The 26932-nt window shown below is 61.1% G+C and carries 28 protein-coding genes; 6 read left to right on the top strand and 22 right to left on the bottom strand.

All coding sequences use genetic code 11. The features are described 5' to 3' along the window. Positions 1-6: 6 nt before the first annotated feature. The 6 genes from P406_RS11215 to P406_RS11190 all read right to left on the bottom strand — a co-directional run bounded on the left by P406_RS11215 (position 7) and on the right by P406_RS11190 (position 7010). Positions 7-2469, bottom strand: a complete 2463-nt coding sequence (locus tag P406_RS11215; RefSeq protein WP_046236209.1) for an EAL domain-containing protein — start codon at positions 2467-2469, stop codon at positions 7-9. Between the two features lie 123 nt (positions 2470-2592). Next, positions 2593-4419 (bottom strand): ABC transporter ATP-binding protein, encoded by a 1827-nt coding sequence (locus P406_RS11210; RefSeq protein ID WP_046236208.1) that lies wholly within the window; start codon positions 4417-4419, stop codon positions 2593-2595. Then, on the bottom strand, positions 4412-5044 hold the full coding sequence (locus tag P406_RS11205) for a DsbA family protein (protein WP_003418139.1): 633 nt from the start codon (positions 5042-5044) through the stop codon (positions 4412-4414). Before P406_RS11205 ends, P406_RS11210 begins: the two co-directional genes overlap by 8 nt. A gap of 3 nt (positions 5045-5047) precedes the next feature. Continuing rightward, positions 5048-5986, bottom strand: coding sequence for an oxygen-dependent tRNA uridine(34) hydroxylase TrhO (gene trhO, locus P406_RS11200; protein WP_046236246.1), 939 nt, complete (start codon positions 5984-5986; stop codon positions 5048-5050). A gap of 187 nt (positions 5987-6173) precedes the next feature. Next, on the bottom strand, positions 6174-6467 hold the full coding sequence (locus P406_RS11195) for a BolA family protein (protein ID WP_003314638.1): 294 nt from the start codon (positions 6465-6467) through the stop codon (positions 6174-6176). 15 nt (positions 6468-6482) lie between these two features. Beyond that, positions 6483-7010, bottom strand: a complete 528-nt coding sequence (locus P406_RS11190; protein WP_003314637.1) for a DUF2059 domain-containing protein — start codon at positions 7008-7010, stop codon at positions 6483-6485. Positions 7011-7179: 169 nt separating this feature from the next. On the opposite strand from P406_RS11190, the gene P406_RS11185 reads away from it, so the two are divergent. Together P406_RS11185 and P406_RS11180 are read left to right on the top strand one after the other, a co-directional pair. Then, positions 7180-8574, top strand: a complete 1395-nt coding sequence (locus tag P406_RS11185; protein ID WP_003342769.1) for a class II fumarate hydratase — start codon at positions 7180-7182, stop codon at positions 8572-8574. Continuing rightward, the gene (locus P406_RS11180) at positions 8567-9181 is read left to right on the top strand and encodes an NAD(P)H-dependent oxidoreductase (protein WP_004411194.1); all 615 of its coding nucleotides are present in this window, start codon (positions 8567-8569) and stop codon (positions 9179-9181) included. The genes P406_RS11185 and P406_RS11180 overlap by 8 nt, the downstream gene beginning before the upstream one ends. A gap of 20 nt (positions 9182-9201) precedes the next feature. Here P406_RS11180 and P406_RS11175 read toward each other — a convergent pair whose 3' ends face one another. Next, entirely contained in the window at positions 9202-10161 is a 960-nt protein-coding gene (locus P406_RS11175; protein WP_003418147.1) for a DMT family transporter, read from the bottom strand. Positions 10162-10261: 100 nt separating this feature from the next. Continuing rightward, positions 10262-10861, bottom strand: coding sequence for a tRNA-uridine aminocarboxypropyltransferase (locus P406_RS11170; protein WP_003418149.1), 600 nt, complete (start codon positions 10859-10861; stop codon positions 10262-10264). Between the two features lie 225 nt (positions 10862-11086). On the opposite strand from P406_RS11170, the gene P406_RS11165 reads away from it, so the two are divergent. Next, on the top strand, positions 11087-11383 hold the full coding sequence (locus P406_RS11165; RefSeq protein WP_046236207.1) for a hypothetical protein: 297 nt from the start codon (positions 11087-11089) through the stop codon (positions 11381-11383). Between the two features lie 86 nt (positions 11384-11469). Here P406_RS11165 and P406_RS30020 read toward each other — a convergent pair whose 3' ends face one another. Further along, a complete protein-coding gene (locus P406_RS30020; RefSeq protein WP_003418154.1) occupies positions 11470-11592 on the bottom strand; it encodes a PA1414 family protein in 123 nt (40 codons plus the stop codon). Between the two features lie 199 nt (positions 11593-11791). Further along, positions 11792-13156, bottom strand: a complete 1365-nt coding sequence (locus P406_RS11160) for a DNA recombination protein RmuC (protein WP_162234394.1) — start codon at positions 13154-13156, stop codon at positions 11792-11794. A 752-nt stretch (positions 13157-13908) separates the two neighbouring features. On the opposite strand from P406_RS11160, the gene P406_RS11155 reads away from it, so the two are divergent. From P406_RS11155 to P406_RS11145, 3 genes are all read left to right on the top strand, one after another. Further along, on the top strand, positions 13909-14214 hold the full coding sequence (locus P406_RS11155; protein WP_003418158.1) for a hypothetical protein: 306 nt from the start codon (positions 13909-13911) through the stop codon (positions 14212-14214). A gap of 481 nt (positions 14215-14695) precedes the next feature. Beyond that, on the top strand, positions 14696-14914 hold the full coding sequence (locus P406_RS11150; RefSeq protein WP_002554588.1) for a hypothetical protein: 219 nt from the start codon (positions 14696-14698) through the stop codon (positions 14912-14914). A 241-nt stretch (positions 14915-15155) separates the two neighbouring features. After that, entirely contained in the window at positions 15156-16439 is a 1284-nt protein-coding gene (locus tag P406_RS11145) for an OmpP1/FadL family transporter (protein ID WP_082100776.1), read from the top strand. 260 nt (positions 16440-16699) lie between these two features. Here P406_RS11145 and P406_RS11140 read toward each other — a convergent pair whose 3' ends face one another. From P406_RS11140 to P406_RS11090, 12 genes are all read right to left on the bottom strand, one after another. Continuing rightward, on the bottom strand, positions 16700-17251 hold the full coding sequence (locus P406_RS11140; protein WP_003314628.1) for a glutathione peroxidase: 552 nt from the start codon (positions 17249-17251) through the stop codon (positions 16700-16702). 61 nt (positions 17252-17312) lie between these two features. Then, positions 17313-17435 (bottom strand): hypothetical protein, encoded by a 123-nt coding sequence (locus P406_RS29945; protein ID WP_003314627.1) that lies wholly within the window; start codon positions 17433-17435, stop codon positions 17313-17315. Continuing rightward, positions 17432-18640: an MFS transporter gene (locus tag P406_RS11135; RefSeq protein ID WP_046236205.1), complete on the bottom strand. Its 1209-nt coding sequence runs from the start codon at positions 18638-18640 to the stop codon at positions 17432-17434. The genes P406_RS29945 and P406_RS11135 overlap by 4 nt, the downstream gene beginning before the upstream one ends. A gap of 98 nt (positions 18641-18738) precedes the next feature. Continuing rightward, on the bottom strand, positions 18739-19470 hold the full coding sequence (locus tag P406_RS11130) for an adenosylcobinamide-GDP ribazoletransferase (protein WP_046236204.1): 732 nt from the start codon (positions 19468-19470) through the stop codon (positions 18739-18741). 1 nt (position 19471) lies between these two features. After that, on the bottom strand, positions 19472-20044 hold the full coding sequence (gene cobC / locus P406_RS11125) for an alpha-ribazole phosphatase family protein (protein WP_046236203.1): 573 nt from the start codon (positions 20042-20044) through the stop codon (positions 19472-19474). Continuing rightward, on the bottom strand, positions 20041-21093 hold the full coding sequence (cobT, locus tag P406_RS11120) for a nicotinate-nucleotide--dimethylbenzimidazole phosphoribosyltransferase (protein ID WP_046236202.1): 1053 nt from the start codon (positions 21091-21093) through the stop codon (positions 20041-20043). The genes cobC and cobT overlap by 4 nt, the downstream gene beginning before the upstream one ends. Then, positions 21090-21611 (bottom strand): bifunctional adenosylcobinamide kinase/adenosylcobinamide-phosphate guanylyltransferase, encoded by a 522-nt coding sequence (gene cobU / locus P406_RS11115; RefSeq protein WP_046236201.1) that lies wholly within the window; start codon positions 21609-21611, stop codon positions 21090-21092. The genes cobT and cobU overlap by 4 nt, the downstream gene beginning before the upstream one ends. Then, a complete protein-coding gene (locus P406_RS11110) occupies positions 21612-23072 on the bottom strand; it encodes a cobyric acid synthase (protein ID WP_046236200.1) in 1461 nt (486 codons plus the stop codon). Next, complete coding sequence (gene cobD, locus P406_RS11105) at positions 23069-24073, bottom strand: threonine-phosphate decarboxylase CobD (protein ID WP_046236199.1); 1005 nt, start codon at positions 24071-24073, stop codon at positions 23069-23071. The genes P406_RS11110 and cobD overlap by 4 nt, the downstream gene beginning before the upstream one ends. Beyond that, on the bottom strand, positions 24066-24974 hold the full coding sequence (cbiB, locus tag P406_RS11100; protein WP_003344887.1) for an adenosylcobinamide-phosphate synthase CbiB: 909 nt from the start codon (positions 24972-24974) through the stop codon (positions 24066-24068). The genes cobD and cbiB overlap by 8 nt, the downstream gene beginning before the upstream one ends. Then, positions 24971-25621 carry a 5,6-dimethylbenzimidazole synthase gene (gene bluB, locus P406_RS11095; protein ID WP_046236198.1) on the bottom strand — a complete coding sequence of 217 codons (651 nt, stop codon included), beginning with the start codon at positions 25619-25621 and terminating at the stop codon, positions 24971-24973. Before bluB ends, cbiB begins: the two co-directional genes overlap by 4 nt. Beyond that, the gene (locus tag P406_RS11090; protein WP_046236197.1) at positions 25618-26913 is read right to left on the bottom strand and encodes a cobyrinic acid a,c-diamide synthase CobB; all 1296 of its coding nucleotides are present in this window, start codon (positions 26911-26913) and stop codon (positions 25618-25620) included. The genes bluB and P406_RS11090 overlap by 4 nt, the downstream gene beginning before the upstream one ends. Between the last annotated feature and the right edge of the window lie 19 nt (positions 26914-26932).

The raw sequence follows: 26932 nt of genomic DNA, 5'->3' as shown, positions 1-26932 counted from the left end.
AACTGATTAACGTAGCGTTCCTGGCGCGCCGAACATCAGGGGGTCAGGCCGTACGGGCTGAATATAAAGACTCTCGCAAGTGAACAATTCAGGGCGGGAAATCAGATAGCCCTGTGCAAAATCCACGCCCATTTCCTGCAACGCAGATTCGATCTGCGGCGTTTCAACGTACTCTGCAATGGTGCGTTTGCCCATGACATGACCGATATTATTGATCACCTCGACCATAGCCTTATTGATCGGATTGTCGAGCATGTCCTTTACAAAACTGCCATCGATCTTGAGGAAATCCACCGGCAAATGCTTGAGATAGGCAAAAGACGACATGCCCGAGCAGAAATCATCAAGGGAAAACTGACAACCCAGGCCCTTCAACTCATTGATGAATCTGATCGCACTTTGCAGGTCGGCAATCGCACTGGTCTCGGTGATCTCGAAGCAGATCATCCCGGGCGATACGGCAAACGTCTTGAATTGCTGTTTCAGGTATTCGAGAAACGTATCATCGCCGATACTCGATCCAGACAAATTTATAGCACATAGCGCCTGAGGCACCTGATGCCGATCATCACTCTGGCACTGGGCTATGACTTTGAACACATTGTGCACCACCCACCTATCCAGCGTAGTCATGAGCCCATAGCGCTCGGCGGCCGGAATGAAATTGTCCGGCACGACCATTCGTCCAGACTCGTCGCGCAGGCGCAGGAGGATTTCAATGTGTCGTACTTCGCCCGCTTCACCCTTTATCGAGGCGATTTCCTGCGCATAAAGGCAAAAGCGATTTTCGTCCATGGCCATGTGCAGCCGCTGTATCCAGGCCATCTCACCAAAACGCATCGACAGCGTCAGGTCATCCACACTGTAGGCCTGGACCCGGTTGCGACCTCTTTCCTTGGCCATATAACAGGCCATGTCGGCGGCAGACAATGACCCTTCCAGAGACGCAGGTGTGTCGCCGAGGTGCACCAGGCCAATACTGACGGTAGTCATGAATGGCCGACCTTTCCACATGAAATGCAAACGCTGCACCGCCTCGCGCAACGCCTCGGCAATATCGAGCGCCGTTTCGTCAGGACAATCGACCAGCAGCACGCCGAACTCGTCACCTCCCAACCGGGCCAGCGTATCCCCCTCGCGCAAGCCCTCCGGCAAGGCCCGACACAGCTGGCGCAGCAGTTCATCGCCCGCCGCATGACCACCGGTATCATTGACCAGCTTGAACTGGTCCAGATCGAGAAACATCAGGCAATGGCTCCGGCCCTGACCGCAGTCTTCGTCGAGCACGCGCTGCAAACGGCGCTCGAATTCGCTGCGGTTGACCAGACCGGTCAGCGGATCATGGGCAGCCTGCCAGGACAGATCGGCGATGTACTGCTGCTCCTGGGTCATGTCATGCAGCACCAGCACCGCGCCACTGATCAAGCCTTCGGTGTAGATCGGCGTGCCGACCAGCGCGACGGACACCGTGCTGCCATCAAGGCGCTGGATCAGCTTGCTGTTGGCGCTGCCACCCTTGAGCTTGCCGGCGATGATCTGCTCGACCAGCGTTGACTGGTCCTTCTGATCGTTTTCATCCAGCAGATTGAACAGCGCAGCCAGCGGAAGCCCGCTGGCCTGATTGCCTTTCCAGTGGGTGAGGCCCTCGGCGGCCGGGTTCATGTAGACGATGGCACCGGCCACATCGATGGTGATCACCCCGTCGCCGATGGACTCCAGCGTGATCTGCGCCCGCTCCTTCTCCAGTTGCAGGGCGTCGGCGAACACGCGGCGCTGGACGATCAGACGACGCACCCGCAGCAGCGCCAGAAGAATCAATATCACGGCGGTGACCAGATTGACCGCTATCAACAGGTTGAGGATCAGCCTGGAGCCTTCGCCCAGCGCATCACTGAACGCGCGCGCAGCAGGCGTGACGCCTTCATTGATGACATTGATCTGCTCGCGCCATTGATCGACCTCGGCGGCGCTCACAGCGCCCTGCCCGACCCGCTCATGAATATGCCGCGCAAGCTCATCGAGCTGCATGAGATAGCCGTCACCCACTTCCCAGAAGTGAATGACCTGCTTCATGAAGCTGAAGCTGTGGAAATTCAGGTACATCCAGATGATGCCGTTTACGTCATCGGGGTGATTGCCGCCCTGAATGATTCCACTTCTGGCATCGGCCAGGGACGGATTGGGCTGATCGAGCGCTTTGCGTAGCGCGTGGCCGCCCTGAGGTACGGAAAAGGCTTTTTGATACTTGAGGTAGTCACGCTCGTCATGCCGGTTGGCGTACAGGCTCAGGTAGTGGATAGCGTCCTTCTGCCCCTTGGACCAGAGACTCTCCCCCGCCACATAGCTGCGCACGGCAGACATGGTGTATAGACTGACGCATCCCAGCAACGCCTGAAACAGCGCGACAGCAATGAAAGGCCACACAATGCCCAACAGACGGGGCTTGGAGAAGATCCATGGTTGCTTCATGGGTTTCACGTCACCACATGCCTGAATAAACGTCTAGCGCAGAGACTAGGCTAAATTCGCCCTTGAGGGCAGGTGATTCTCCCGCAATCGGGCCAACCTGTGCGCTGATCGAGGCTTCGCGCATCAGATTTGTTGCAAATGTCCGTACAGTTTGGCGTACAGACCTCCATCGGCAATCAGCTGCTGATGGTCACCGTCTTCCACGATACGCCCGCCGTCGAACACCAGTACACGGTCGGCCTGCTTCACGGCCGACAGGCGATGGGCAATGATCAGCGTCGTACGGCTGCGCAGAAAACGTGCGAGCGCCTGATGCAGGTTGTACTCGGTGGCCGCGTCCAGCGCCGAGGTGGCCTCATCGAGGATCACCACCTTGGGGTCGGACAGCACCATGCGGGCGATGGCCATGCGCTGGCGCTGGCCGCCCGACATTCTGACTCCGGAGCGTCCGACCACGCTGTCCAGGCCCTGTGGCAGATCGCGGATCGCAGGGTCGAGTTGCGCAACCTCCAGCGCGCGCCAGCAGTCTTCATCGCTGCAGTCACGGCCCATGGTCAGGTTGGCGCGCACGGTGTCATTGAACAGGGCCGGATGCTGCAGCACCACGGCGACGTTCTCGCGCACAGTCTCCAGGCCGATATCCTGCTGGCTGACGCCGCCAAAACGGATCACCCCGGTACGCGCCGTATAGAGACCCAGCAGCAACTGCACCAAGGTGCTCTTGCCGCCGCCGCTGGCACCGACAATGGCGACCTTTTCTCCCGGCGCGATGTTCAGGTTCAACTGGTCCAGCACCAGGTCTTCGCCATAGCCGAAGGTCAGGCCACGCACCTCGACCCCTACGGTTTCCTTGCCTTCGAACGGGTCGGTGCCACCGGCATATTGCGGCTCGTCGGCACGCGCCAGCAACTCGTTGATGCGCGTCAGCGCCCCGCCCGCCGCGTAGTAGGCGTATTGCAGGTTCAGCAGTTGCTCGACCGGCGTCATCATGAACCACAGGTAGCTGAACACCGCGAGCATCTGCCCGATGGACAGGTCCGAGAACAGCACCGTAAGCATTGCCGCGGCGCGAAAGATATCGATACCGAACTGGAACAGCAGCCCGCTGGCACGGCCCGAGGCGTCGCTTTTCCATTGTGAATTGATCGCGTAGTCACGCACTTCCTGCGCACGCACGCCCAGGCGACCCAGAAAGAAGCCTTGTCGGTTCCCTGCCCTGACTTCCTGAATCGCATCCAGCGTCTCGCTCAGCGCCTGGGTAAACCGCGATGTGCTGTCGTTCTCCAGCTTCTTGAGGTGCTTGACGCGCTTGCCCAGTTTCACCGTGAGCAGAATGACCAGCGGGTTGAACAGCATGATCAGCAGCGCCAGCTTCCAGTGCATCCACATCAGAATGCCCGCAGTGCCTGCCAGGGTCAGCGTGGCCACCAACAGGCGACTGAGGGTTTCACCGACGAACTTGTCCAGCGTATCCAGATCGGTGACCAGGTGCGTGGTCACCGTGCCGCTGCCCAGGCTTTCGTATTCGCGCAGGGAAATGCGCTTGAGCCGCTCGATCAGCCGCAGCCGGATACGATAGACGATGTCCTTGGCCAGCCCGGCGAACAGCCGCGCCTGCAACACATTGAACACCAGCGCTCCGACCCGCAGCACCAGCGTTAACGACAGCATCAGGCCAATGTAGCCCGCCGCCTTTTGCCAGTTGCCAGGCAGCAGGTGATCCATGACCTTGAGCGCAGCATCGCCACGGCCCAGCAACACCTCGTCGACCAGCAACGGCAGGAGCAACGGGATAGGCACGCTGCACAACGTGGCCAGCACTGCGACGCCATTGGCCAGCCACAGGGCTTTTTTATGCCGCAAGGCGAGACGACGGATCTCGGCCCAGCTCAATGCATCGCTGCGCGTGGCGTGTGGCTGTCGGGCAGCCTCAGGCACTTCATCATGCACTGGCTGCACGCTCCAGCCATCGACCCAGCAAGGGCGCAAGGCTGCTCAGCGGCTGATAACCGTTGGTCAGCAACGCCAGCTGACCGTTGCGCTCGGCCAGCAGGGTCGGGAAGCCGGCAATGCCCAGATCCTGTGCCCAGGCGAAATCGGCGGCGGTGGCCGCCTGCCGTTGCGGACTTTCGAACTCATCGGCAAATGCCTGACGCGACAGCCCCGTCTGCTCCGCGAGCTCAGCCAGCAATGACGGACGCGTCACGTCCCGGGCCTCGCTGTAGAACGCTCGCTGGATGAGTCCGACCAGTTGCCAGGCGCGGTCCGGATCCAGCTGCCGTGCCGCAGTCACGGCCAGGCAGGCAGGCGTGGTGTCGTAGACAAACCCTTCCGGCAGCGCACCTTCGCGACGAAACGGCTGGCCGGTGGCCTCTTCGACCGCCTGCCAATGCTCAAGAATGTAACGACGCTTGGCCGGCTCCAGCGCCGCACCTTCGGAGCGCAGACCGCCCATGACCAGATGCAGCGGCACGCCCGCCGCCCGAGCCTGTTGCACCAACGCGTCGGCAACCGGAGCGAAGCCCCAGCACCAAGAGCACATCGGGTCCATGACATAAATCAGGCGGGCAGACATGGCTCAGGCCTCGGAGGGTAAACGATAGTTGCGACCGATCGGATGAGGCTGGTTACGTGCCTTGGCCAGTTCGATCTGCTTTTGCCGGTCGATGGCGCTGCGACGCGTCTTCTCGCTCAGCGAATCCCAGCAATGCGGGCAGCTGACGCCCGGCGAGTAATGCTCGCTGGCGCGGTCTTCGGCACTGATAGGCGTACGGCAGGCGTGGCACTGATCATAATCGCCTTCGGTCAGGTCGTGTCGCACCGTGACCCGATTGTCGAACACGAAACACTCGCCGCGCCAGTGGCTTTCCTGCTCGGGGACCTCTTCCAGGTACTTGAGAATGCCGCCCTTGAGGTGATAGACCTCTTCGAAGCCCTCGCCGAGCATGTAACTCGACGCTTTTTCGCAACGGATGCCACCGGTGCAGAACATGGCGACCTTCTTGTGCACTGCCGGGTCGAAATGCGCCTTGATGTATTCCGGAAACTCTCGAAACGACGTGGTCTTCGGGTCGATGGCGCCCTCGAAGGTGCCGATCGAGACTTCGTAATCGTTGCGGGTATCGATCAGCAGCACTTCCGGATCGCTAATCAGGTTGTTCCAGTCCTTGGGCTCGACGTACGTTCCGACGCTCTTGTTCGGGTCAACGCCTTCGACGCCCAGGGTCACGATCTCTTTCTTGAGCTTGACCTTGGTGCGATAGAACGGCTGCTCGTCGCAGTAGGACTCCTTGTGGTCGATATCGATCAGGCGCGGGTCGTTCTTCAACCACGCCATCAGGCCATCGATGCCTTCGCGACTGCCGGACACCGTGCCGTTGATGCCCTCGTCGGCGATCAACAGCGTGCCCTTGATGCCGTTGTCGATCATCGCCTGCAACAGCGGCTCGCGCAGTTCCACGTAATCGCTGAGGGTAACGAACTTGTACAGCGCAGCCACGACGATCGGCTGAGTCATCGGCTCTTGAGTCATGTATCTCTCCAGTGGCGACCCTCGCAAAGGGCCTACCGGGTAAAAAATTGCGGACCAAAAAAACGCACCGGCCAGGCGGCGCGGTGCGGATTCTAGCAAAAACCGGAGTACAGCAGGCAGCTCGGCGGGGCAATCGCCCCGGCAAGGGGGCCGGATCAGTAAAAAGCCCTGATCAATGCCCGCCGGCACAGGTCGGCGAAGCAGGCGCTGCACCGATCTTCGACCATTCTTCAGGCGTGTAAGTGTGCAACGCCAGTGCATGAAACTCGCCCATGAGCGGGCCCAGCGTGGCGTAAACCTTCTGGTGCCGCTTGACCGAGTTCAGGCCCTGAAACTGATCACTGACCAGAACAGCCTTGTAATGGGTCTGCTGACCACGACTGTGCATATGACTCTCGTCGAGCACTTGCAGGTGATGCGGTTGCAGCAGCGCAAGCGCCGACTCGATTCGTTGTTGCATGGTCATGATGGAAATCGCCTGTCAGGGCTTTTTGGCCGGAGCCGGAGCAGCTGCCTTGGCAGGTTCCAGTTCGGCAGTCATGTCAGCCAGCAGCTTGTTGACGACCGGAACAGCGCTTTCCAGCTTGCTCTGGGTCAGCTGGGCCGACTGCTGAGCCAGCTCAGGCATCTTGGTCATCACTTTCTTGCCCAGTGGCGACTGGTAGAACGCAACCAGATCCTTCAGCTCGCTTTCAGTGAAGTTGGCGGTGTACAGCTTGACCATCTCAGGCTTGAGCTTGTTCCAGCCAATGGCTTGGTCCAGAGCGGTGTTGGCTTTGGCCTGATAGGTTTCAAGCAGGGCTTTTTTCGACGCAGGTGCCTTGGTTTCAGCAAAACGCTGAGCGAACATCTGCTGAACCTGAGCGTAGACCGGAGCGCCCAGGCGATCGGCGTTGGCAAGCTTCAGGAACGTTTCGGCGCTCGCGTTGTGACTGGCGGTGTCGGCGAAGACCTGGCCGCTGGCACAGACCAGGGCTACCGCGGTACAAATGGCACGAAGACGGGTCATCGAGTTTCCTTATCTAGCAAACGAGGCATTACCCCAGGGCCGACCATTCTGCGCTTATCTGGGCTTTTGGCTCAACCCCCGGTTCACCCAGCGGTTAAAAAGCACTGCGCGGGAACCCTGTGGGCATATGGACACCTAACCCTGCAACGTACTTAAAGGAGTAAGACCAGTGAGCCGCACCGAAACCGACAGCATTGGCCCAATCGAAGTCCCCGAAGATGCCTACTGGGGCGCGCAGACCCAACGCTCACTGATCAATTTTGCGATTGGCGACCAGCGAATGCCGCTGCCCGTCCTGCACGCGCTGACTCTGATCAAGAAAGCCGCCGCACGAGTCAACGATCGAAATGGCGACTTGCCTGCCGACATCGCCCGCCTGATCGAGCAGGCTGCCGACGAAGTGCTCGACGGTCAGCATGACGCGCAATTTCCGCTGGTGGTCTGGCAGACCGGCAGTGGCACGCAGAGCAACATGAACGTCAACGAGGTGATCGCAGGCCGCGCCAACGAACTGGCTGGCCAGGGTCGTGGCGGCAAGTCGCCAGTCCATCCCAACGATCATGTCAATCGCTCGCAAAGCTCCAACGACTGCTTCCCGACGGCCATGCACATCGCCACTGCCCAGGCGGTCAAGGAGCAGTTGCTGCCCGCCATCGCCGAGCTGTCCAGCGGCCTGGCCGAACAGGCCGCGCGGCACATGAAGCTGGTCAAGACCGGGCGCACGCACATGATGGATGCGACGCCGATCACCTTCGGCCAAGAGCTGTCGGGGTTTGTCGCGCAACTCGATTACGCGGAAAAAGCCATTCGCGCCGCTCTGCCCGCCGTCTACGAGCTGGCTCAGGGCGGCACGGCAGTCGGCACCGGGCTCAATGCGCCCAAAGGCTTTGCCGAGGCCATTGCTGCAGAACTCGCCGCCCTGTCCGGACTGCCCTTCGTTACGGCACCCAACAAGTTCGCCGCGCTGGCCGGTCACGAGCCACTTGCAGCGCTGTCCGGCGCACTGAAAACGCTGGCCGGTACGTTGATGAAAATTGCCAACGACCTGCGCCTGCTGGGCTCAGGCCCGCGTGCCGGGCTGGCAGAAGTCAGACTGCCTGCCAATGAGCCAGGCAGTTCGATCATGCCCGGCAAGGTCAATCCGACCCAGTGCGAGGCCTTGTCGATGCTGGCCTGCCAGGTCATGGGCAACGATGTGACCATCGGTTTTGCCGCCAGTCAGGGTCACCTGCAACTCAACGTCTACAAGCCGGTGATCATTCATAACGTTCTGCAGTCGATTCGCCTGCTGGCCGATGGCTGCAGCAATTTCAACGAGCACTGCATCGCGGGCATGGAGCCGGATGGCGAAAAAATGGCCGAGCACCTGGAGCGTGGCCTGATGCTGGTCACCGCCCTCAATCCGCATATCGGCTATGACAAGTCGGCGCAGATTGCCAAGAAAGCCTACACCGAAGGTCTGACCTTGCGCGAAGCGGCATTGGCGCTGGGTTACCTGACCGATGAAGAGTTCGACGCCTGGGTGCGGCCGGATAAAATGCTCGAGGCAGGCAGTAATGGCTGATGCCAGAAGCGGCGCAACGCCACTGGAAGGTAATGGCAAACGAATCCTGATGGTCTACGGCACGCCGAAGGCCATCAGTTTCTGTCACGCCCTGGGCGACGCCTATGCGCAAACGGCGCGTAGCGAGGGACATGTGGTGCGGGTCATCAAACTGGGCGAACTGGACTTCGATCCGATTCTGCACAACGGCTACGATCAGACTCAAACCCTTGAGCCCGACCTGCTTGAAGCCCAGCGTCAGATCCACTGGGCCGAGCATCTGGTATTCGTCTATCCGGTCTGGTGGGGCGGCTTGCCTGCGTTGCTGACCGGCTTTTTCGACCGGGTGCTGACACCCGGTTTTGCGTTCAAGGTCCACGGCCGCAAGCACTCATCCAATGAACTGCTTCGCGGCAGGACGGCGGAACTGCTGGTCGCCATGGACACGCCGTCGCGTTACTTTCAGTGGATTTACGGCGCGCCGGCTCACCGCCAGATGGTACGGACTATCCTCGGCTTTTGCGGGATAAAGACCAAACGCCTGACTGAGTTCGCCCCGGTACACAGCGCCAGCGAACAGCAGCGTCAGGAGTGGATCATCCAGGCGCAGGGGCTGGGCAGACGCTGATCTGCCCCGCCACCCGCACGTCAGGCCTGCGCCAGCCGGGCCTTGCGTGCCCTCAGACCGGCGACCAGCGAAGGGCCCAGCGCAGTCAGCGCCGACCCGGCCACCACCAGCAGCGCACCGCCGTAACCCAGCATGTTCAACTCTTCAGCCTGCACGTAATCCGGCCACAGCCAGGCGGCAACCGCCACGGCGGTCAGCGTCACCAATGGCGTCAGCGCAAGCGTCGCACTGACCCGCGAGGCCTCCCAATGCGCCAGCGCTTCGGCAAAGGCGCCGTAGGCCACCAGCGTGTTAAGACAGCAGGCCAACAGCAGCCAGCCCTGCAACGGGCTCAACAGCAATGCCTCGGCAGGGTGCGCCCACGGCGTGAGCAACAGGGCGCAAAACAGGTAGATCACCATCATCACCTGCAGCGAATTCCACACCGTCAGAAGCTGCTTCTGACTCAGGCCGTAGAACGTCCATATGGTCGAGGCCAGGAGCACCACCAGCACGCCCAGGGTGTAGTCACCCAACGAGGTGAAAAGCTCCACCAGACGCTGATTGAAAAAGAATCCGAAGCCCACCAGCAGTACCATCAGGCCGATGCCCTGCCCCAGACTGAAACGCTCCTTGAACAGAAAGATGCTGCTGATCAGCAGAAAAATCGGACCGACCTGAACCAGCAATTGCGTGGTGCCCGGGCTCAGCAGGCGCAAGCCAATGAGGTACAGCACATAGTTGCCGACCAGACCGAACACCGCCAGCCCGACCAGCACCCTGCCCTTGCGCCCCAGCACTTTGAAGCTGGGCAGGCGCTTGACCGACGCCAGCCAGATGAACAACAGCGCACCGGACACAGCCAGGCGGAACCAGGTCACGGTTACCGGATCCATCACCTGCAGCACCTGCTTGAGCTTGATCGGCAAAATGCCCCACAGCAGCGCGGTCAACAGTGACAGACAGAGGCCATAGACCCAGCGACCAGACGAGATATGCATTGCAACTTCCGCAAGAGATAGAACAGAACATCCATTCTAGGCGCTGATCGGCAAAGCAACAGTTACAGCTGGGTGCAGTTAACGACGCGAATTGTGTTCCTTACCCCTGGCCGCCGTGATTGCGCTGGTAGGTCTCACTGCCCATGGCCTGAATCTGACCTTCGATCAACGCATCGAACGGCTTCAGCAAGGCCTCGAACGAGTCAGGTGCTTCCAGCGTCTGCAAGGTATGCACGATGGCCTCGAGCGTCGACAAGGCTTCCGGGCCCGGCGCCTTGCGCAAGCGATAACGCGAAGCAGGCGCGGCGCCCGGCGTCACCCTTGGCAGCTCGGCGAGCAAGGGGTTGAGGTGCAGCAATTTGCGCGCCTTGCGCCAGGTGCCATCCGGCACGACCAGCAGCATGGGCAGCGAATCCTGCGCATAAGGCGTCAGCGTCTGCGCAGCGTCACCCGGAAACAGCAATCGCGGTTGATAGCCTGGCGGATTCAGAAGCGCTTGCAGATCGTCGAACACCTCGCCCACCAGCAACTGCGCATTGAGCAGACCGAGCGCGGCCAGTCGGGCGGTGTTCAAGGCATGGCCGACTTCATCGGGATGCTGCAGGATCAACACCCGCGTGCGGCTGTCCAGCTGTGGAATCAGGGCGCACAGACAATGCGTGGCAGGACGCAGACAACGTTCACAACGGGCGCGGGACATCGATGGGTACTCGGTCAATCTCACAAGGTTAAAGAGGCTGCACTGCGCGATGAATCAGCGTTGCCGCAAACCGCCTGTCGAACAGCCAGGCATTTTAAACAAATCAGCGTCGCAAACGCGGGTCAATCCACAGCCGCAACGGCGATTTGAGCTAGCCTCATGGGTCTGGGCTGGAGAAATGAAGTACGCCTGCTGTATCTGACAAGATCCACATCAGGGGCTTTCATGAATCGCAAAGAGATCGGGCAAAAAGTATTCGACGCCCTGGGCATCATTCTAGTGGACAAGAGCGCCATTCAGGATAACGCAACGCTCGCCGATCTGGCCCTTGATGACGATGATATCGAGCGCTTTTTCCGCGCGCTGGAGGAAGCCTTCGATTTCACCCTCCCTGAAGCCATCAGGGAAAAAGCAATCGCCAGACCAGATCAGTTTGCGCTGAACAAGATCATCAAGCTGATTTTGCACGAGGTGAAAAAGGAACCGGGAAAGTCTGAGGAAAAGCCCGGGCATCAGCATTGAAAGCCGGCCCTTGTATCGGGACGCCCTGTGCGCCCCGATGAAACTCAACATGCGCACTACCCTGTGGCCAGGGTCAGGCGAGAGGCTTACCGGCGTTGGCGGCGACGATCATCGTCGGCACGAACCGGAATGGGTTGCAGTTTTGGGCGTTCTATCAGACCCAATGCAACGCCTACATCGTGGAGCCATTCTTGCAGTTTGCTATTCATAGAGCCCCCTTGAGGGAAATACTCGGCAGTCGATCCGTACTCATCACTCACTAGAGATCATAGAAGCAAATGAACTGTTAGCCGAGTGCAACGAGAAACAATTTTCCCGATGGAGCCAATGTGACATTTGTGCAGGATCGCTTCTAGTCTTTGCGACGGACGGCCTGTTACTGAACATTACGCCGACGAGTCGACCGGCTCAGTCTGGCGGACTGATCAGGCCATCGCCGTCGGTCATTGCCCGCTCCAGCAAATCGGCGGGCAGACTCTTGCTGGCGCGCGCACCCAGCAGTTTGAGTTGCTCGCTGCGGCTGATCAGGTTGCCGCGCCCTTCGGTCAGCTTGTTGCGCGCTGCCGAATAAGCCTTGTCCAGTTGTTGCAAGCGGTTGCCTACCTCATCCAGATCCTGGATGAACAACACGAACTTGTCGTACAGCCAGCCTGCCCGCTCGGCGATCTCACGGGCGTTCTGGCTCTGACGCTCCTGCTTCCACAGGCTGTCAATCACTCGCAAGGTGGCCAGCAGGGTCGTAGGGCTGACAATCACGATGTTGCGGTCGAAGGCTTCCTGGAAGAGGTTCGGCTCGGCCTGCAAGGCGGCAGAAAAGGCGGCCTCGATAGGCACGAAGAGCAGAACGAAATCCAGACTGTGCAACCCTTCGAGACGTTTGTAATCTTTGCCCGACAAGCCTTTGACATGGTTACGCAGCGACAGTACGTGCTGCTTCAGCGCAGCCTGACCAATGACCTCGTCATCGGCAGACACATATTGCTGGTAGGCCGTCAGGCTGACCTTGGCGTCGACCACCACCTGCTTGTCGCCCGGCAACATGATCAACACATCAGGCTGAAAGCGTTCGCCGTCCGGCCCCTTGAGGCTGATTTGCGTCTGGTACTCACGGCCCTTTTCAAGCCCGGCATGCTCCAGCACGCGCTCCAGGATCAGCTCGCCCCAGTTGCCCTGGGTCTTCTGCCCCTTCAAGGCGCGTGTCAGGTTGGTCGCCTCATCACTCAAACGCTGATTCAACTGCTGCAGACGTTCCAGTTCCTTGGCCAGGGAAAAGCGTTCGCGCGCTTCGTTCTGGTAACTCTCCTCGACACGCTTTTCGAACGACTGGATACGTTCCTTGAGCGGCGTGAGCAATTGGCCCAGCTGCTGCTGGCTGGTCTCGGCGAAGCGCTGCTCGCGCTCATCGAAAATCTTGCCCGCCAGTTCGGCGAACTGCGCGCGCAGCTCATCCCGGGAACCCTGCAGATCGTTCAGGCGCTGCTGATGGCCATCCTGCTGTTCGCGCAGCTCAGCGTTAAGCGCTGCACACTGCGCATCAAGGCGACGCAACTCAGCCTCTCTGGCGGCACGCTCATGATTCCAGTCCTGCGCCGTTTCGCGCGCGTTATCGCTTTCCTGGCGCAGCAACTCGACCTCGCGGCGCAACGCCGCAAGATCAGCATGCTTGGCGGCATTGGCCTGACTGAGGTCGCTGACCTCGTCACGGCACGCATCCAACTGGGCATTGAGACCTTCCTGCGCCATTTGCGCCATGCTCAGACGCTCATCGAGCAGCGCGCTCTCGGCCTGACGAGCGGCCAGCCGGCGCTGTAGATGCCAGAGCAGGCCCAGCAAGGGCAACGCTGCTGCGCCAAGCCCCAGTAACAGGCTGTTCAGGTCCAGTGCCATAAAGACTCCATGCGGGCTGAATAATAAAGGCCAGCGGCAGATTGGGTAGAGCGTGATAGTGCAGCAGAAACATCATCTCGGGTGAGACGGGATCAACAGGCGGGGGCAAATCGGGGGAACGGATTGTACGCGTTTTCAGCACGGCACACAGCCCCTATTAGGGGGACATTTTGCGCGGGACAATCCACAGAAGCTGTGGATAACTCAGTGGACAACCCCCCTTTAACTTCCGCAAACGCAAGCAGCATGGGGCCTGCGCTCAAACTGACGATTTTTTCACCAGCTAAAAAAAACGATGTTTTTCATTGACTTAATAATTCACCATCATAAATCAAACCCTTAGCTTCGCTTGTGACAGTGATGTGGCAGCTTGTGCCGCTAATGTGCACAACTCCTCATCAAGGCCGTTTTTGGTCATTTCATGCATCATATTTTGCGTGCCCGAACGCATCGCATTCTCAATGAATACAAGGCTTTCAGCAGTTTTTCGGTTTCTGGCTCGACACGGGCGGCGGCGCATTTCGCGCATTACTCTGGGCAATCAAAGCGACTCGGGCGACAAATTGCACATATTGCGGTCCAAGCACTGGCAAAAATGCAGCTCACCCTAATTTACCAACGATTCAGTGAAGGGATCCATGAAGGAGATAGCCAAGTTCTTCCTGCTGTTGTTGGCTGTCTGCCTCGTCGCCCTGGCAGTCAGTATCGTACTGCCACCCCCGGACGGCGGCGTGTTTGCCTACAGCGTGTTGCTGTCAGCGATCGCCCTGATGCTGATCATCTGCAGTGACCTGAGCAACGGGCGTATCAACGCGACAGGCGACATCATGCGCGCCATCGAAAGCCGCAGGTCGCTGCGGCTTACCATCACCGCCTACCTGCTGGGCTGCTCGATGGTTGCGTCAATCACCGTACTGATCTATCGATTGGCCGGGCACTGGTGAAGATTTATACACTGCCACTTGCAATGCCCCGATCAGGCGGGTAAAATCGCCGCCGTTAGTACCAAGCTGAAAATCAATTCCGGTCGACAAGTCCCCCGACAGACACTCCTCCATGCGACGAGAATGTTGGCAACAAGGGATCGACCACCTCGATGGTTTCCAGACATGAACCTTTCGCGCTGATGCACCATTTGGGGTGACAGTGCCGACACGGCTCTCATGGTCTGCTTCAACCAGCCTGCAATTGATCAGGATCTTCACCCGGAGCGTAGAACCTTTGCTCCTGTTGTGTTGCCTGCCCTCCTAAGTACCTACCGGTCAGCCAGAGCGCCATACGATAAAGCGCGCTTCAACTGCCTGTCTTTGTTCCAGTCAGGTTCTCCGCCCAGCCAGGCTTTTGTATCAAATGTCGGCCCGCGTTTACTGGAATCTTTATTTTTGCACGGTATTGTTCCGTGTTGCTTCAGGAAACACCTTGAATATGAATACTCAGACTCAACATGCAATTCACACATTGACCAACGCTTTTGCCCCGATGAACTGCCTGATCATGGCCGCTCGCAAAGGCTGCTTCAGCTTCACCATCGTCAATGAACACGGCATCGCCCGCCACAGCGAACGCCTGTACCCCGATCAGTACGCCAGCGCCGAACCGCTGCAGGCCGTGATCGAGCGTACCCGTCAGGCCCTCATAGCCTGACGAAAACGCTGCACCGCAAGCCAAAAGCCCCGCACTGCAAAGGCGGGGCTTTTTTTATGCGCGCTTTGTATCGTCTGCATTACACAATGCCTGCAGCACTGGAACTTGCTCTAAATTGCAATTCCTACTCCCTTGAGGGGATTGTCCTACAAGAATAGCTCTAAATCGGGCTCCTCAGCCTATAGCGCGCCGTCGAAAATGTTGGTAATTTTCGACCGGTGAACAACAAGGAGTTCTAATAATGAAAATAATGACAAAAGCACTGAACCGGACAACGCTTGGACTCGCACTGGGTCTGGCCTCTTCTCAACTGCTCGCTGCCGGCTTTGCCCTCAACGAACAAAGCATCAGCGGCATGGGCACCGGCTTTGCAGGTCGCTCCTCGTCAGCCGATGACGCAAGTACCGTATTCGGCAACCCTGCCGGTATGTCCCGCCTTAAACGTGAAGAAATCAGCGTCGGTGCAGCTGCCGTGATCGCCAAGACCGATATCAAGAATGGTCGCGGCACATTTGGCGGCAGCAACGACGGCGACATGGTTCCGGTGGTCGGCGTACCCATGGGCTACTACGTCAAACCAATCGATGATCACTGGGCATTTGGTCTGGGCGTGTACGTACCGTTCGGCCTGGTCACCGATTACGAAAAAGGCTTCGCCGGCCGCTACTGGGGTGACAAGAGTCACGTCCAGGTCGTGACCTTTCAGCCGACCGTCAGCTATGCATTCAACGACAAGGTCTCCATCGGTTTCGGCCCGACGATCAACCGCATCGACGGTGAACTGACCTCTGCGACCCTGAATACTGGCTCGCTTGGCCGTAACGACGGCAAGGTGAAGATCGAAGGCGATGACACCGCAATCGGCTTCAATGCCGGTATCTTGGTGCAGGCTACCGACACCACTCGCCTGGGCCTGACTTACCACTCCAAGGTCGATTACAAGCTCAAGGGCAAGACCAAGATCGAAGGTTCGGGCTTTGGCGGATTCTCCGGCCAGAAGTATGACGCTTCGCTGGATATCTCCACGCCTGAGTCCGTGGACTTCTCCATCACCCAGCAGATCGACGAAAACTGGACGGTCTATGCCGGCAGCACCTGGACTCGCTGGAGCCGCCTGCAAGACATCACCGTCAACAACGATGGCGTCCCAGCCCTGTTGGGCGGCTCTGCCGGTCCAATCGGCACCATCAGCGAAGAACAGAACTGGCACGACACCTGGGCGCACGCCATCGGTGCTTCGTACAAGGTCAATAAAGAGTGGACGCTGCGCACCGGTTTCTCCGTTGATCAGTCGCCGACCAACAACGTCAACCGCTCCCCTCGCATCCCGACGGGCGATCGCAAGATCATCAGCTTCGGTGCAGGCTGGAGCCCGACCGACGACCTGACCATCGACGTGGCGTACTCCTACCTGCGTGAAGACGAAACCAAGATCCGCGACAGCAGCCCGTCCAAAGGTTCGTACAGCGCCGACTACCGCAACACCGCTCACGGCCTGGGCACTTCGGTTACCTATCGCTTCTGATAAGCAACTGCCAGACTGAAAAAAAGCCCGCAACCAGTAATGGTTGCGGGCTTTTTAGTGCGCGCCTGGTGCGCTCAGATCTGCATTGATTGACCAGCGTACAGATACTCCACGTCATTGACTGACTATCGTGCCGATGCTCCGCGTCGGCATGCAGTTCTGGACGCTCTGCGTCCTCTATGTGGCGCTCCGCGTCACACAAGGGTTCTGCGATGCCAGGTCGATTCAGACAAGACTCAAGCCACCCCTTTTTTTGCCCCCTAAGGCTTAGACGCAATCGCCTTCTCAATGGCTGCGATCAGCTCAGGATCATCCGGCTTGGTCATGCTGGAGAAGTTGGCGATGACCTTGCCCTGGCGATCGACCACGTACTTGTAAAAGTTCCAGCGCGGCGCACTGCTCTGCTCGGCCAGAACCTTGAACAAATGGGTTGCATCATCACCGCGCACGGCCTGTGGCTCGGTCATGGTGAAGGTCACGCCATAATTGACGTAACAGACCTTGGCGGTCTCCTCACCATCCTTGGCTTCCTGTTTGAAGTCATTGGACGGCACGCCCAACACCTCGAGCCCCTGCCCCTTGTAGCGCTGACTCAGCGCTTCAAGGCCTTTGAACTGCGGGGCGAAGCCGCAGAAACTGGCAGTATTGACCACCACCAGCGGCTTGCCGGCGAAGCGCTTGCACAGGTCGATGTTTTCCTTGGCGCGCAGCTTGGGCAGCTCGCCTTGCAGCAACGGCGGGCAGTCGGCAGCCATTGCAGCACCGCTCATGGCCAGCAGCAAAAGAGGGATCGAAAAAAAGCGAATGTTCATCATGGCGGCCCTGAATATTGTTGTCGTCTGCCGACACGCTACCCCATGCAGGAGCGTCTGCCTAGCAAGCGCCCATTCCCAGTTGCAATGCGCCCAGCCCGACATGCTGCCAGGCCCACCAGAGCAAACCCAGCACCACCGCGCCTACCAGCAGCGCCGCCAGCAGAGGCCAGCGCCGACTCATGCCAGACTGCCCTGCGCCTGCAATCGTGCCACCGGCCGCTCGCGCACCGGCCAGTTGAGCGCTGCGGCGAGCAGACTCAGCAGTATCGAGACTTGCCAGATCAGGTCGTAGCTGCCGGTGCGGTCATACACCAGCCCGCCCAGCCAGCCACCGAGAAAGGCGCCCAACTGGTGAAACAGGAAGACAATGCCGCCCAGCATCGACAGGTTGCGCACACCGAACAGTGTCGCGACCGTACCGTTGGTCAGCGGCACGGTCGACAACCACAGCAAGCCCATCGCCACGCCGAACAGATACGCTGTGGTCTGGCTCAAGGGTATCCAGAGAAACAGCACGATCACCACCGCGCGCAACAGGTAAAGCACGGTCAACAGTCGGGGCTTGGACATGCGCCCGCCCAGCCAGCCTGCTGTGTAGGTGCCGAAGATATTGAACAGGCCGATCAGGGCCAGCACTGTAGTGCCGACCTTAGCGGGCAAGTGCTGATCCACCAGATAGGCCGGCAAGTGCACGCCAATGAATACCACTTGAAAGCCGCAGACGAAGAACCCCAGCGCCAACAGCCAGAACCCCGAATGCGAGCACGCCTCACGCAGCGCCTCGCCGAGGGTCAGTTCGACGCCGGTGGATACGCTCGGCGTATCCTTGAGCATGCCCACCAGAGGCAGGATCAACGCCACCATTACGCCCAGCACCAGCAAGGCGCCGGACCAGCCCAGCCAGCTGATCAAGCCCAATGTCCCGGGCAGCATGGCGAACTGACCGAATGAGCCGGCTGCGCTGGCGATCCCCATGCCCACACTGCGTTTTTCCGCAGGCAGCGCACGCCCCACGACCCCTAGAATGACCGAAAACGATGTACCGGACAGACCGATACCGATCAGCAGACCGGCGCTCAATGAAAGGCTGAGGGAAGAATCGGCGGTACTCATGCACAACAGACCTGCGGCATACAGCACACCGCCGACGAAGACGACTTTCGCCGCCCCGAATCGATCTGCCAGCGCCCCGGCGAATGGCTGTGCCAGGCCCCACATCAGATTCTGCAGGGCGATGGCAAAGGCAAAGACTTCACGCCCCCAGCCAAACTCGGCGCTCATGGGCGCCAGAAACAGACCGAAGCCGTGCCGCGTGCCCAACGAAAGCGCAAGAATCAGCGCACTCCCCAGCAGAACCCAGCCACTGGTACGCCAGATCGATGTCATGGTTAAGCTCCTTGCGCTTTGTGTTACATGGTTTTACCCGCGATTCGCGAAGCTACGCGCTGCCGGTAAAAGCTGTCAACAAAGCGATGTGCAGGGTCTCAAAGCAGCGCCAGCGTCAGCAGCACCGCCAACTCCAGCAGCTCAAGCAATGCCCCGGCTGTATCGCCGGTGCATCCGCCCAGACGGCGCATCATCAACTGCCGCAACCAGAAGAAACAGGCGGCGCAGACCAGCAATACCATTACCCCTGACCAGCCGGCGAGCAGCACGCACGCAATGGCAGTGGCGAGCAAAACCTTGCGTCCAGGGCCACGCGGCAGGTGATCGGCCAGCGCCTGCCCCAGCCCGCCGGAACGCACATACGGCGTCCCCAGAAACAGCCCAAGCATGGCCGCGCGCCCGATCACCGGCGCCAACAGCAGCCAGACACTGGCATGGCTCTCGATCAGCGCCAGAATCGCGGCAAACTTGAGCAGCAGCACCAGGACCAGCGTGACCACGGCGATAGGCCCGCTGCGTGGGTCCTTCATGATCTTCAAGGTGCGTTCACGGTCACCGAAGCCGCCCAGCCAGGCGTCAGCACTGTCGGCCAGACCGTCCAGATGCAGGCCGCCGCTGAGCAATACCCAGGCACTGAGTACCAGCGCGGCGTGCAGCATGAGCGGCGTACCACTGAGCAAGGTATTGAAGCCCAGCAGCAGCGTGCCGAATACCGCCCCCACCAACGGGTAGTACAGCAAGGAGCGCCCCAGCTCTTCAGGGCGCGGCATGCCGGGCAGCCTGATCGGCAGGCTGCCGAGAAATTGCAGGGCGATCCAGAACGGCAGCATCTCAGATCTCCGTAATTACGCGATCAGCAGCGACCTGAATCGACAACAGCGCGCCATGCCCGACCACCACCTGCAACAGTTGCTCACGCGGCAAACCACGCGCCTGCGCCACCAGCAGGCGCATGACACCACCATGACTGACCAGCAACACGCGCTCACCGGCATAAGCCTGATGCAGACGCTCAACGGCATTTAATACGCGGTTCGAGAAATCCAGCACCGGCTCGCCGTTGGGAGGTGTGAAGGCGTAGGGATCCGCCCAGAACAGCCCCAGGCCCTCGGCATCGGTCTCCATGAGTTGCGCAGGGCTGTGCCCTTCCCAGTCGCCGAAATGCAGCTCCTGCAGACCTGGCTCCAGGTGCAGAGGCAACGACAAGCGCTGCGCCAGCTCTTCGGAGAAACGTGCGCAACGTTGCAGGGGCGAGCTGACAATCCGCGTCCAGGGGCCGCCACCGGCCACTGCCGCACACATCTGCTGCCAGCCAGGCTCGGTCAGCGCGTCGTCGATGCTGCCACGCAGGCCGCCGCCCAGTTCGGTTTCGCCGTGACGCAACAAGTCCAGGTGCAAGGTCATGCGGGGCGATCCGCCACAGCCGCCTCGGCAAACGTCGCCATGCCGTTGTGCAGCTCGCACGCCAGGCGCACCAGCGGCACCGCCAGTGCGGCACCGCTGCCCTCACCCAAACGCAAACCGAGGTCCAGCAACGGTTCGGCCTGCAGCGTTTCCAGCAGATGCCGATGGCCCGGTTCGGCGCCCCGATGACCGAACAGCAGCCAGTTACGGCAGGAAGGGTTCAGGCGCACCGCCACCAGCGCGGCCACGCTGCAAATGAAACCGTCGACCAGTACCGCAATTCCTTCCTGCGCGCAGGCCAAGTACGCACCAGTCAGTGCGGCGATTTCGAAGCCGCCCAGACAGAACAGGCTGCTCAACGGGTCACCCGCCTGCTCGGCGTGCAATGCCAGCGCGCGCTCGATGACGCGGGTCTTGTGCTGAATACCCTCGGCGTTCAGCCCGGTACCCGGTCCGACCAGCAATGGCGCGGCGCACTCCAACAGTGAGCAGGCGACTGCGCTGGCGGCTGTGGTGTTACCGATGCCCATCTCGCCACCGATGAACAGTTCGGTGCCGACAGCTTTGGCGCGCAATACGCTGTCACGCCCGGCCTGCAGGGCGGCGATTCCCTGCTCGACACTCATGGCCGGCCCCTGTACAAAATTGGCGGTGCCCGCGCCAATGCGCAGATGGCGCACGCCAGGCAAATCCATTGGCGACACGGTGCCCAAGTCGACCACGTCCAGTTGCGCGGAGAGCTGACGCGCCAGCACGCTGATCGCGGCGCCGCCGTTGACGAAGTTGTGCAGCATCTGGCCGGTGACTTCCTGTGGGTACGCCGACACACCTTCGGCGACGACGCCATGATCAGCGGCGAAAATCGCGATCCACAGTTGATCCGCGGCCGGACGCTCACGCCCCTGCAGACCGGCCAGCTGTACCGCCAGGCGCTCCAGTTGCGCCAGCGAACCGGCGGGCTTGGTCAGTTGCTGCTGACGGGCCAGTGCCGCCTCGCGCATCGGCACATCGATGGCCTGTGCGGGCTTGAGCCACCAGGAATTACTCATAGCGCGGTTCCTTTCAACGTCAGGGGCAAGCCGGCAACGGTCAACACGACACGCTGGCAACGCTCGGCCAGCGCCTGATGCAACAGGCCGGCTTCATCGACATAGCGACGGGTCAGTTCGCCGAGCGGCACGACGCCAAGCCCGGTTTCGTTGCTGACAAAAATGATTTCACCCGGCAGCCCGGCAAGGCTGTCGAGCAGGGATTCACGTTCTTGAAGCAGGCGCTCGGGGTTGTCGAGCATCAGTAGATTGGTCAACCAAAGGGTCAGGCAATCGACCAGCAGGCAGCAATCGAGCGCCGCGTTTTCGCGCAGTACCCGCGCCAGTTCGATCGGCTCTTCGACCAACCCCCAGTGCTCGGGACGGCGCGCGCGATGACTGGCAACACGCTGATTCATTTCGCCGTCCAGAGGCTGACTGGTGGCGATGTAGGTCACCCTCAGCGCGCTGTCGGCGGCCAGTTTTTCCGCCAGGCGACTCTTGCCGGAACGCGCGCCGCCGAGGATCAATTGCAGCATTCAGTTCGCCTCCAGGCCACACAGTTCGCGAAGCAATGGGCCGTCCAGGTGTTTTTCCACCAGGTCCGCCAGACGTTCGATGTCGCGCTCGCGCAGGGCGTGATAATCGACGGACTGCACGTTCGCCAACCCCGCCCAGCGCAGCAACGCGCTACAGGCCGCAGGTGATTCGAACAGGCCGTGCAGGTAAGTCCCCAGAACCTGCCCGTCGGCACTCTGCGCGCCATCGCAACGCCCGTCGTCCAGTTGCACGGCAGCCTGCTCCAGCGCCGGCCCCGTCGTTACCCCGGCATGAATTTCGTAACCGCTGACCTCGGCGTCTTCCAGGGTCAGACGACCGCGCACATTGCGCAGTTGCTTTTCCGCTTCCAGCACCGTGCTCATGGCCAGTAGGCCAAACCCGGCGCTGGACCCGGCTGCGCCTTCCAGCCCGAGTGGATCGTGTACCTGCTCACCGAGCATTTGCAGGCCGCCACAGATCCCCATCAGCTTGCCGCCGTAACGCAAATGCCGATCTATGGCGGTGTCCCAACCATTGTTGTGCAGGTAGTTGAGATCGCTGCGCACGCTTTTCGAGCCGGGCAGAATGATCAGGTCCGCAGGAGGAATCGCCTGGCCGGGACCGATGAACTGCAGATTGACCTGAGGGTGCAGGCGCAACGGGTCGAAATCAGTGTGATTACTGATGCGAGGCAGCACCGGGACCACTACGTTCAGCACATGCTCGACCTTGTCGGTCTGACGCTGGTCCAGGCCGTCTTCGGCCTCCAGGTGCAGATCCATCACGTAGGGCAGCACGCCAACCACCGGCTTGCCGGTGCGTGCTTCCAGCCAGTCCAGGCCCGGCTGCAACAACGCGATGTCGCCGCGAAAACGGTTGATGATGAAACCCTTGACCCGCGCCTGCTCGCTGGGCGACAGCAACTCGAGTGTGCCGACCAGATGGGCAAACACCCCGCCACGATTGATGTCGGCAATCAGCAACACCGGGCAGTCGACCGCCTCGGCAAAGCCCATGTTGGCGATATCGTTGGCGCGCAGGTTGATCTCGGCCGGAGAACCCGCACCCTCGACGACAATCACCGGATAGCTCTCACCCAGGCGCCGATGCGATTCCAGCACTGCCTGCATGGCGATCTCTTTGTAGCCGTGATACGCCACGGCGTTCATGGTGGTCACGGCGCGGCCGTGAATGATCACCTGCGCGCCTGTGTCACTGTTGGGTTTGAGCAGCACCGGGTTCATGTCGGTGTGCGGTTCGAGGTAGCACGCCTGCGCTTGCACCGCCTGTGCGCGGCCGATCTCGCCGCCGTCCGCAGTCACCGCGCTGTTGAGCGCCATGTTCTGCGGCTTGAACGGCACGACCTTGACGCCCTGACGAGTCAGCCAGCGGCACAGGGCCGTCACCAGTGTGCTTTTGCCGGCATCGGAGGTGGTGCCTTGTACCATCAGCGTGCTCATGGGTATTCCTTGCGGTATTCAAGCAGAACATCGTGCAGCCGCAGCCAGTCGGCCTCGTCGCAGGGCAGGCCGAAACGCAGACTGGACGACTCGGGTGTGTCACCCTTGAACAGGCGCAGCAGCACGCCGCGCCGCGCACAAAACTCATAGAGCGTCTGCGCTTCAGGGGTCACCAGCCATTGGAACAGCGCACAGCCGCCTTGCGGGCTCAGGGCGTAGCGGTCGAGCAACGCCACCAACCGCTCGCGGGCCTGCTCACAGCGCGCACGCTGGCGCGCCTGCCCCTGCTGATCACTGAGGCACACCTGGCCGATGATCCGGGTTGGCCCACTGACCGACCAGGGGCCGATTTCCTGCGCCAGCATCCTCAACAGCACCGGCTCGGCCATGACAAAACCAAGCCGGACACCGGCCAGGCCGAAAAACTTGCCAAACGAACGCAGGACGATCAGCCCGTTGCGCCACGTCTCGGCCGCCAGACTCATGCCCGGCGTGTTATCCATGAACGCTTCATCGACGACCAGCCAGCCACCGCGCTCGGCCAGTCGCGCATGCCACTCCAGCAGGCGCTCGGCGCTCAGGTGCAGACCGGTCGGGTTGTTGGGGTTGACCACCACCAGCACGTCCAGGCTGTCGAGAAAGTAGTCGACCTCCTGCTCCCCCACCTCACGGACCACGAAACCGTTCTTGCGCCAGGCATGCGCGTGCTCTGCGTAGCAGGGCGACAGAACGCCAACCCGCCCTCCGCTGCGCACCCGCGGCAATGCCTGAATCGCAGCCTGCGAACCGGACACCGGCAATAACCGGTTCACGCCGTAATAAGTGCAGGCCGCCGCTTCCAGGCCATCGTCGGTCTCGGGCAGCCGCGCCCAGGCACGCGCCGGGATCTCCGGGATGGGCCACGACCACGGCGCGATCCCGGTGGACAGGTCAAGCCAGTCGGCCAGAGGGATACCGTAATGCTGCGCCGCCGCGCGCAACCGCCCGCCGTGCTCAAGCATAAAACTCAGCCGCCACGCAGATGACCAGCAGCCATAACCAGACGCCGCGCTGCACCAGTTGCCAGCCGCGATCGATCGAGTCCGCATCGGCAGGCGTACCCTCACCCAGTTGCGGACGCTGATGCAGCTCGCCGTGGTAGATCGCCGCGCCACCCAGCTCGACACCCAGCGCGCCTGCGCCAGCGGCCATTACCGGGCCGGCATTCGGACTGTCCCAGGCCGGAGCCTGCGTACGCCAGCAACGCAGCGCCAGTCGGGTCTTGCCCAGCAAGGCGTAGGTCAATGCCACAAGACGTGCGGGAATATAGTTGAGCAGATCGTCGATCTTCGCCGCAGCCCAGCCAAAACGCTCAAAGCGCTCGTTGCGGTAACCCCACATGGCGTCCAGCGTATTGCTCAGCCGGTACAGCACCACGCCGGGCGCGCCAGCCACCACGAACCAGAACAGCGCCGCGAACACCGCATCGCTGCCGTTCTCCAGCACCGACTCGGTGGCTGCGCGGGCGACTTCGGTAGCGTCCAGCTCAGTGGTCTGGCGACTGACCAGATAACCGACCCGCTGACGTGCTTCGACCAGATCGTCACTGCGCAGCGCTTGCGCCACCGGCTGAACGTGCTCACCCAGGCTGCGCATGCCCAGCGCGCAATACAGCGCCAGAATATCGAACAGCCAGCCCACGCCAGGCAACCAGCTCAGCAGCGTGGCCAGCAGCGTCAAAGGCACAACGGTGATGACCCAGGCGGTGACGCCATGACTGCGCCAGCCACGGCCGCCGCTATTGAAGCGCTGCTCGACCCGACTGGCGAAGTTGCCGAACGCCACCAGCGGATGCCATCGTTTTGGCTCACCGAGCAGCGCGTCCAGCGCGACCCCGGCGACGCTCAACAGCGCCACACTCATTGACTCACTCCCCATTGATTCTCGTACAGCAGCTCATGCAGCGGACGCGCCTGCGCCCAGCCTTCCATCACCAGCATTGGCGCGGGATAAAATTCCTTGACCGGGCCCAGACATATGATCGCCAGCGGCTTGGCGCCGTCAGGCATGCCCAGCAGTTCGGCCAGCGCCTCGGGGTCGAACAGCGACACCCAGCCCATGCCCAGGCCTTCTGCACGCGAGGCCAGCCACAGGTTCTGGATCGCGCAGGACAGCGAGGCCAGGTCCATTTCCGGCAAGGTGCGACGGCCGAAAATGTGCTGCTCTCGCCCTTCCATCAGCGCGGCGACCAGCACTTCTGCGCAGTCGTTGATGCCTTCGACCTTGAGCTTCATGAACTCGTCGGTTCGCTCACCCAGCGCCTCGGCGGTACGAATACGCTCTTCCTCTACCTGCGCCTGCATCCTGCCGCGCAATAGCGGGTCGCTGATGCGGATGAAGCGCCACGGTTGCATCAGCCCGACGCTGGGAGCCTGATGCGCAGCCTCCAGCACGCGTGCCAGCAGCTCGGGCGCAACCGTGCCGCCGATGAAGTGGCGCATGTCGCGACGCTCGGCGATGGCGCGGTACACCGCAGCCCGCTCTTCGGGGCTGAACGCTTGCTCGGTCATGGTTTGAACAGCGCCGCTATCGCCCGAGGGCAGGACGGAAAATAGAAATGCACGTAGGACGCGGTCAGGCGACCCAGGCGATAAACCGCTTCTGCGCCGCGCCCGCCATTGGGGCTGACGCCACGGGCAATCGGCTGCAGCTCGGTGCTGGTCAGCGAATGATGATAAGTGTGGCCGTGCAGCGTGCCCTCGGGCAGCTCGACGGCTTGCAACGCCAGCGCCGCCAGACGCTTCTGCATGACCGCTTCACCGGACAGCAAGCCGACCAGTTCGGCGCGCACGCCCTCGACATCGGTCAAGGCTTCGAGCAAATAGAGCATGCCGCCGCACTCGGCCAGAATCGGCTTGCCGGCAATATGGTGAGCCCTGATCGAAGCCTGCATCGTGCCATTGGCGGCCAGCGCAACGTGGTGCAGCTCCGGGTAGCCACCGGGCAGGTACAGGCTGTCGGCGTCGGGCAACTCGCGATCATGGATCGGCGAGAAGAAACTCAGCTCGGCACCCATGTTCCTCAGCAGGTCCAGGCTCGCGCCATACAGAAAGGCAAAGGCCTCGTCGCGCGCGATGGCGATGCGTACGCCGCGCAGCAGCGGCTCGACCTGAGCCGGGTCGGGCGCAGTGAAGGTCACGGCCGGCGGCAAGGCCACTTCACAGGTGCTGGCAAGCGCCGCAGCCGCCATGTCCAGACGCACGTCCAGATCGTTGAGCTCACTGGCCTGGACCAGCCCCAGATGGCGGCTGGGCAGTTCGAAGCCGACTTCCCGGGACAGTGCGCCGTACCAGCGCAGGCCTTCGGTCAGGCTGTTCTCCAGCAACTGCGCGTGGCGTACCGTGCCGACGCGATTGGCCAGCACGCCGGCGAACGGCAGATCAGGCTGGTAGCGCGCCAGGCCCAGCGCCAGTGCGCCAAACGTCTGCGCCATGGCCGTGCCATCGATCACACCGAGTACCGGCACGCCAAAATGCCGGGCCAGGTCGGCGCTCGATGGCGTGCCATCGAACAGGCCCATGACCCCCTCGATCAGAATCAGGTCCGCCTCATCAGCCGCTTCCCACAGCAGGCGACGGCTTTCATCGGCACCGACCATCCACATGTCCAGTTGATAGACCGGCGCGCCACTGGCCCGCTCGAGAATCATCGGGTCGAGAAAGTCCGGGCCGCACTTGAACACCCGGACCTTGCGCCCCTGGTTGCGGTGCAGGCGTGCCAGTGCAGCGGTCACCGTGGTTTTGCCTTGCCCGGAGGCAGGCGCAGCAATCAATACTGCCGGGCAATCACGCGGGGCTCTCATTGCAATGCGCTCAATGATG

Source organism: Pseudomonas syringae pv. coryli str. NCPPB 4273, assembly GCF_000972175.1.
Lineage (GTDB): Bacteria > Pseudomonadota > Gammaproteobacteria > Pseudomonadales > Pseudomonadaceae > Aquipseudomonas > Aquipseudomonas syringae.
This window is presented reverse-complemented; position numbering and strand designations above follow the sequence as displayed.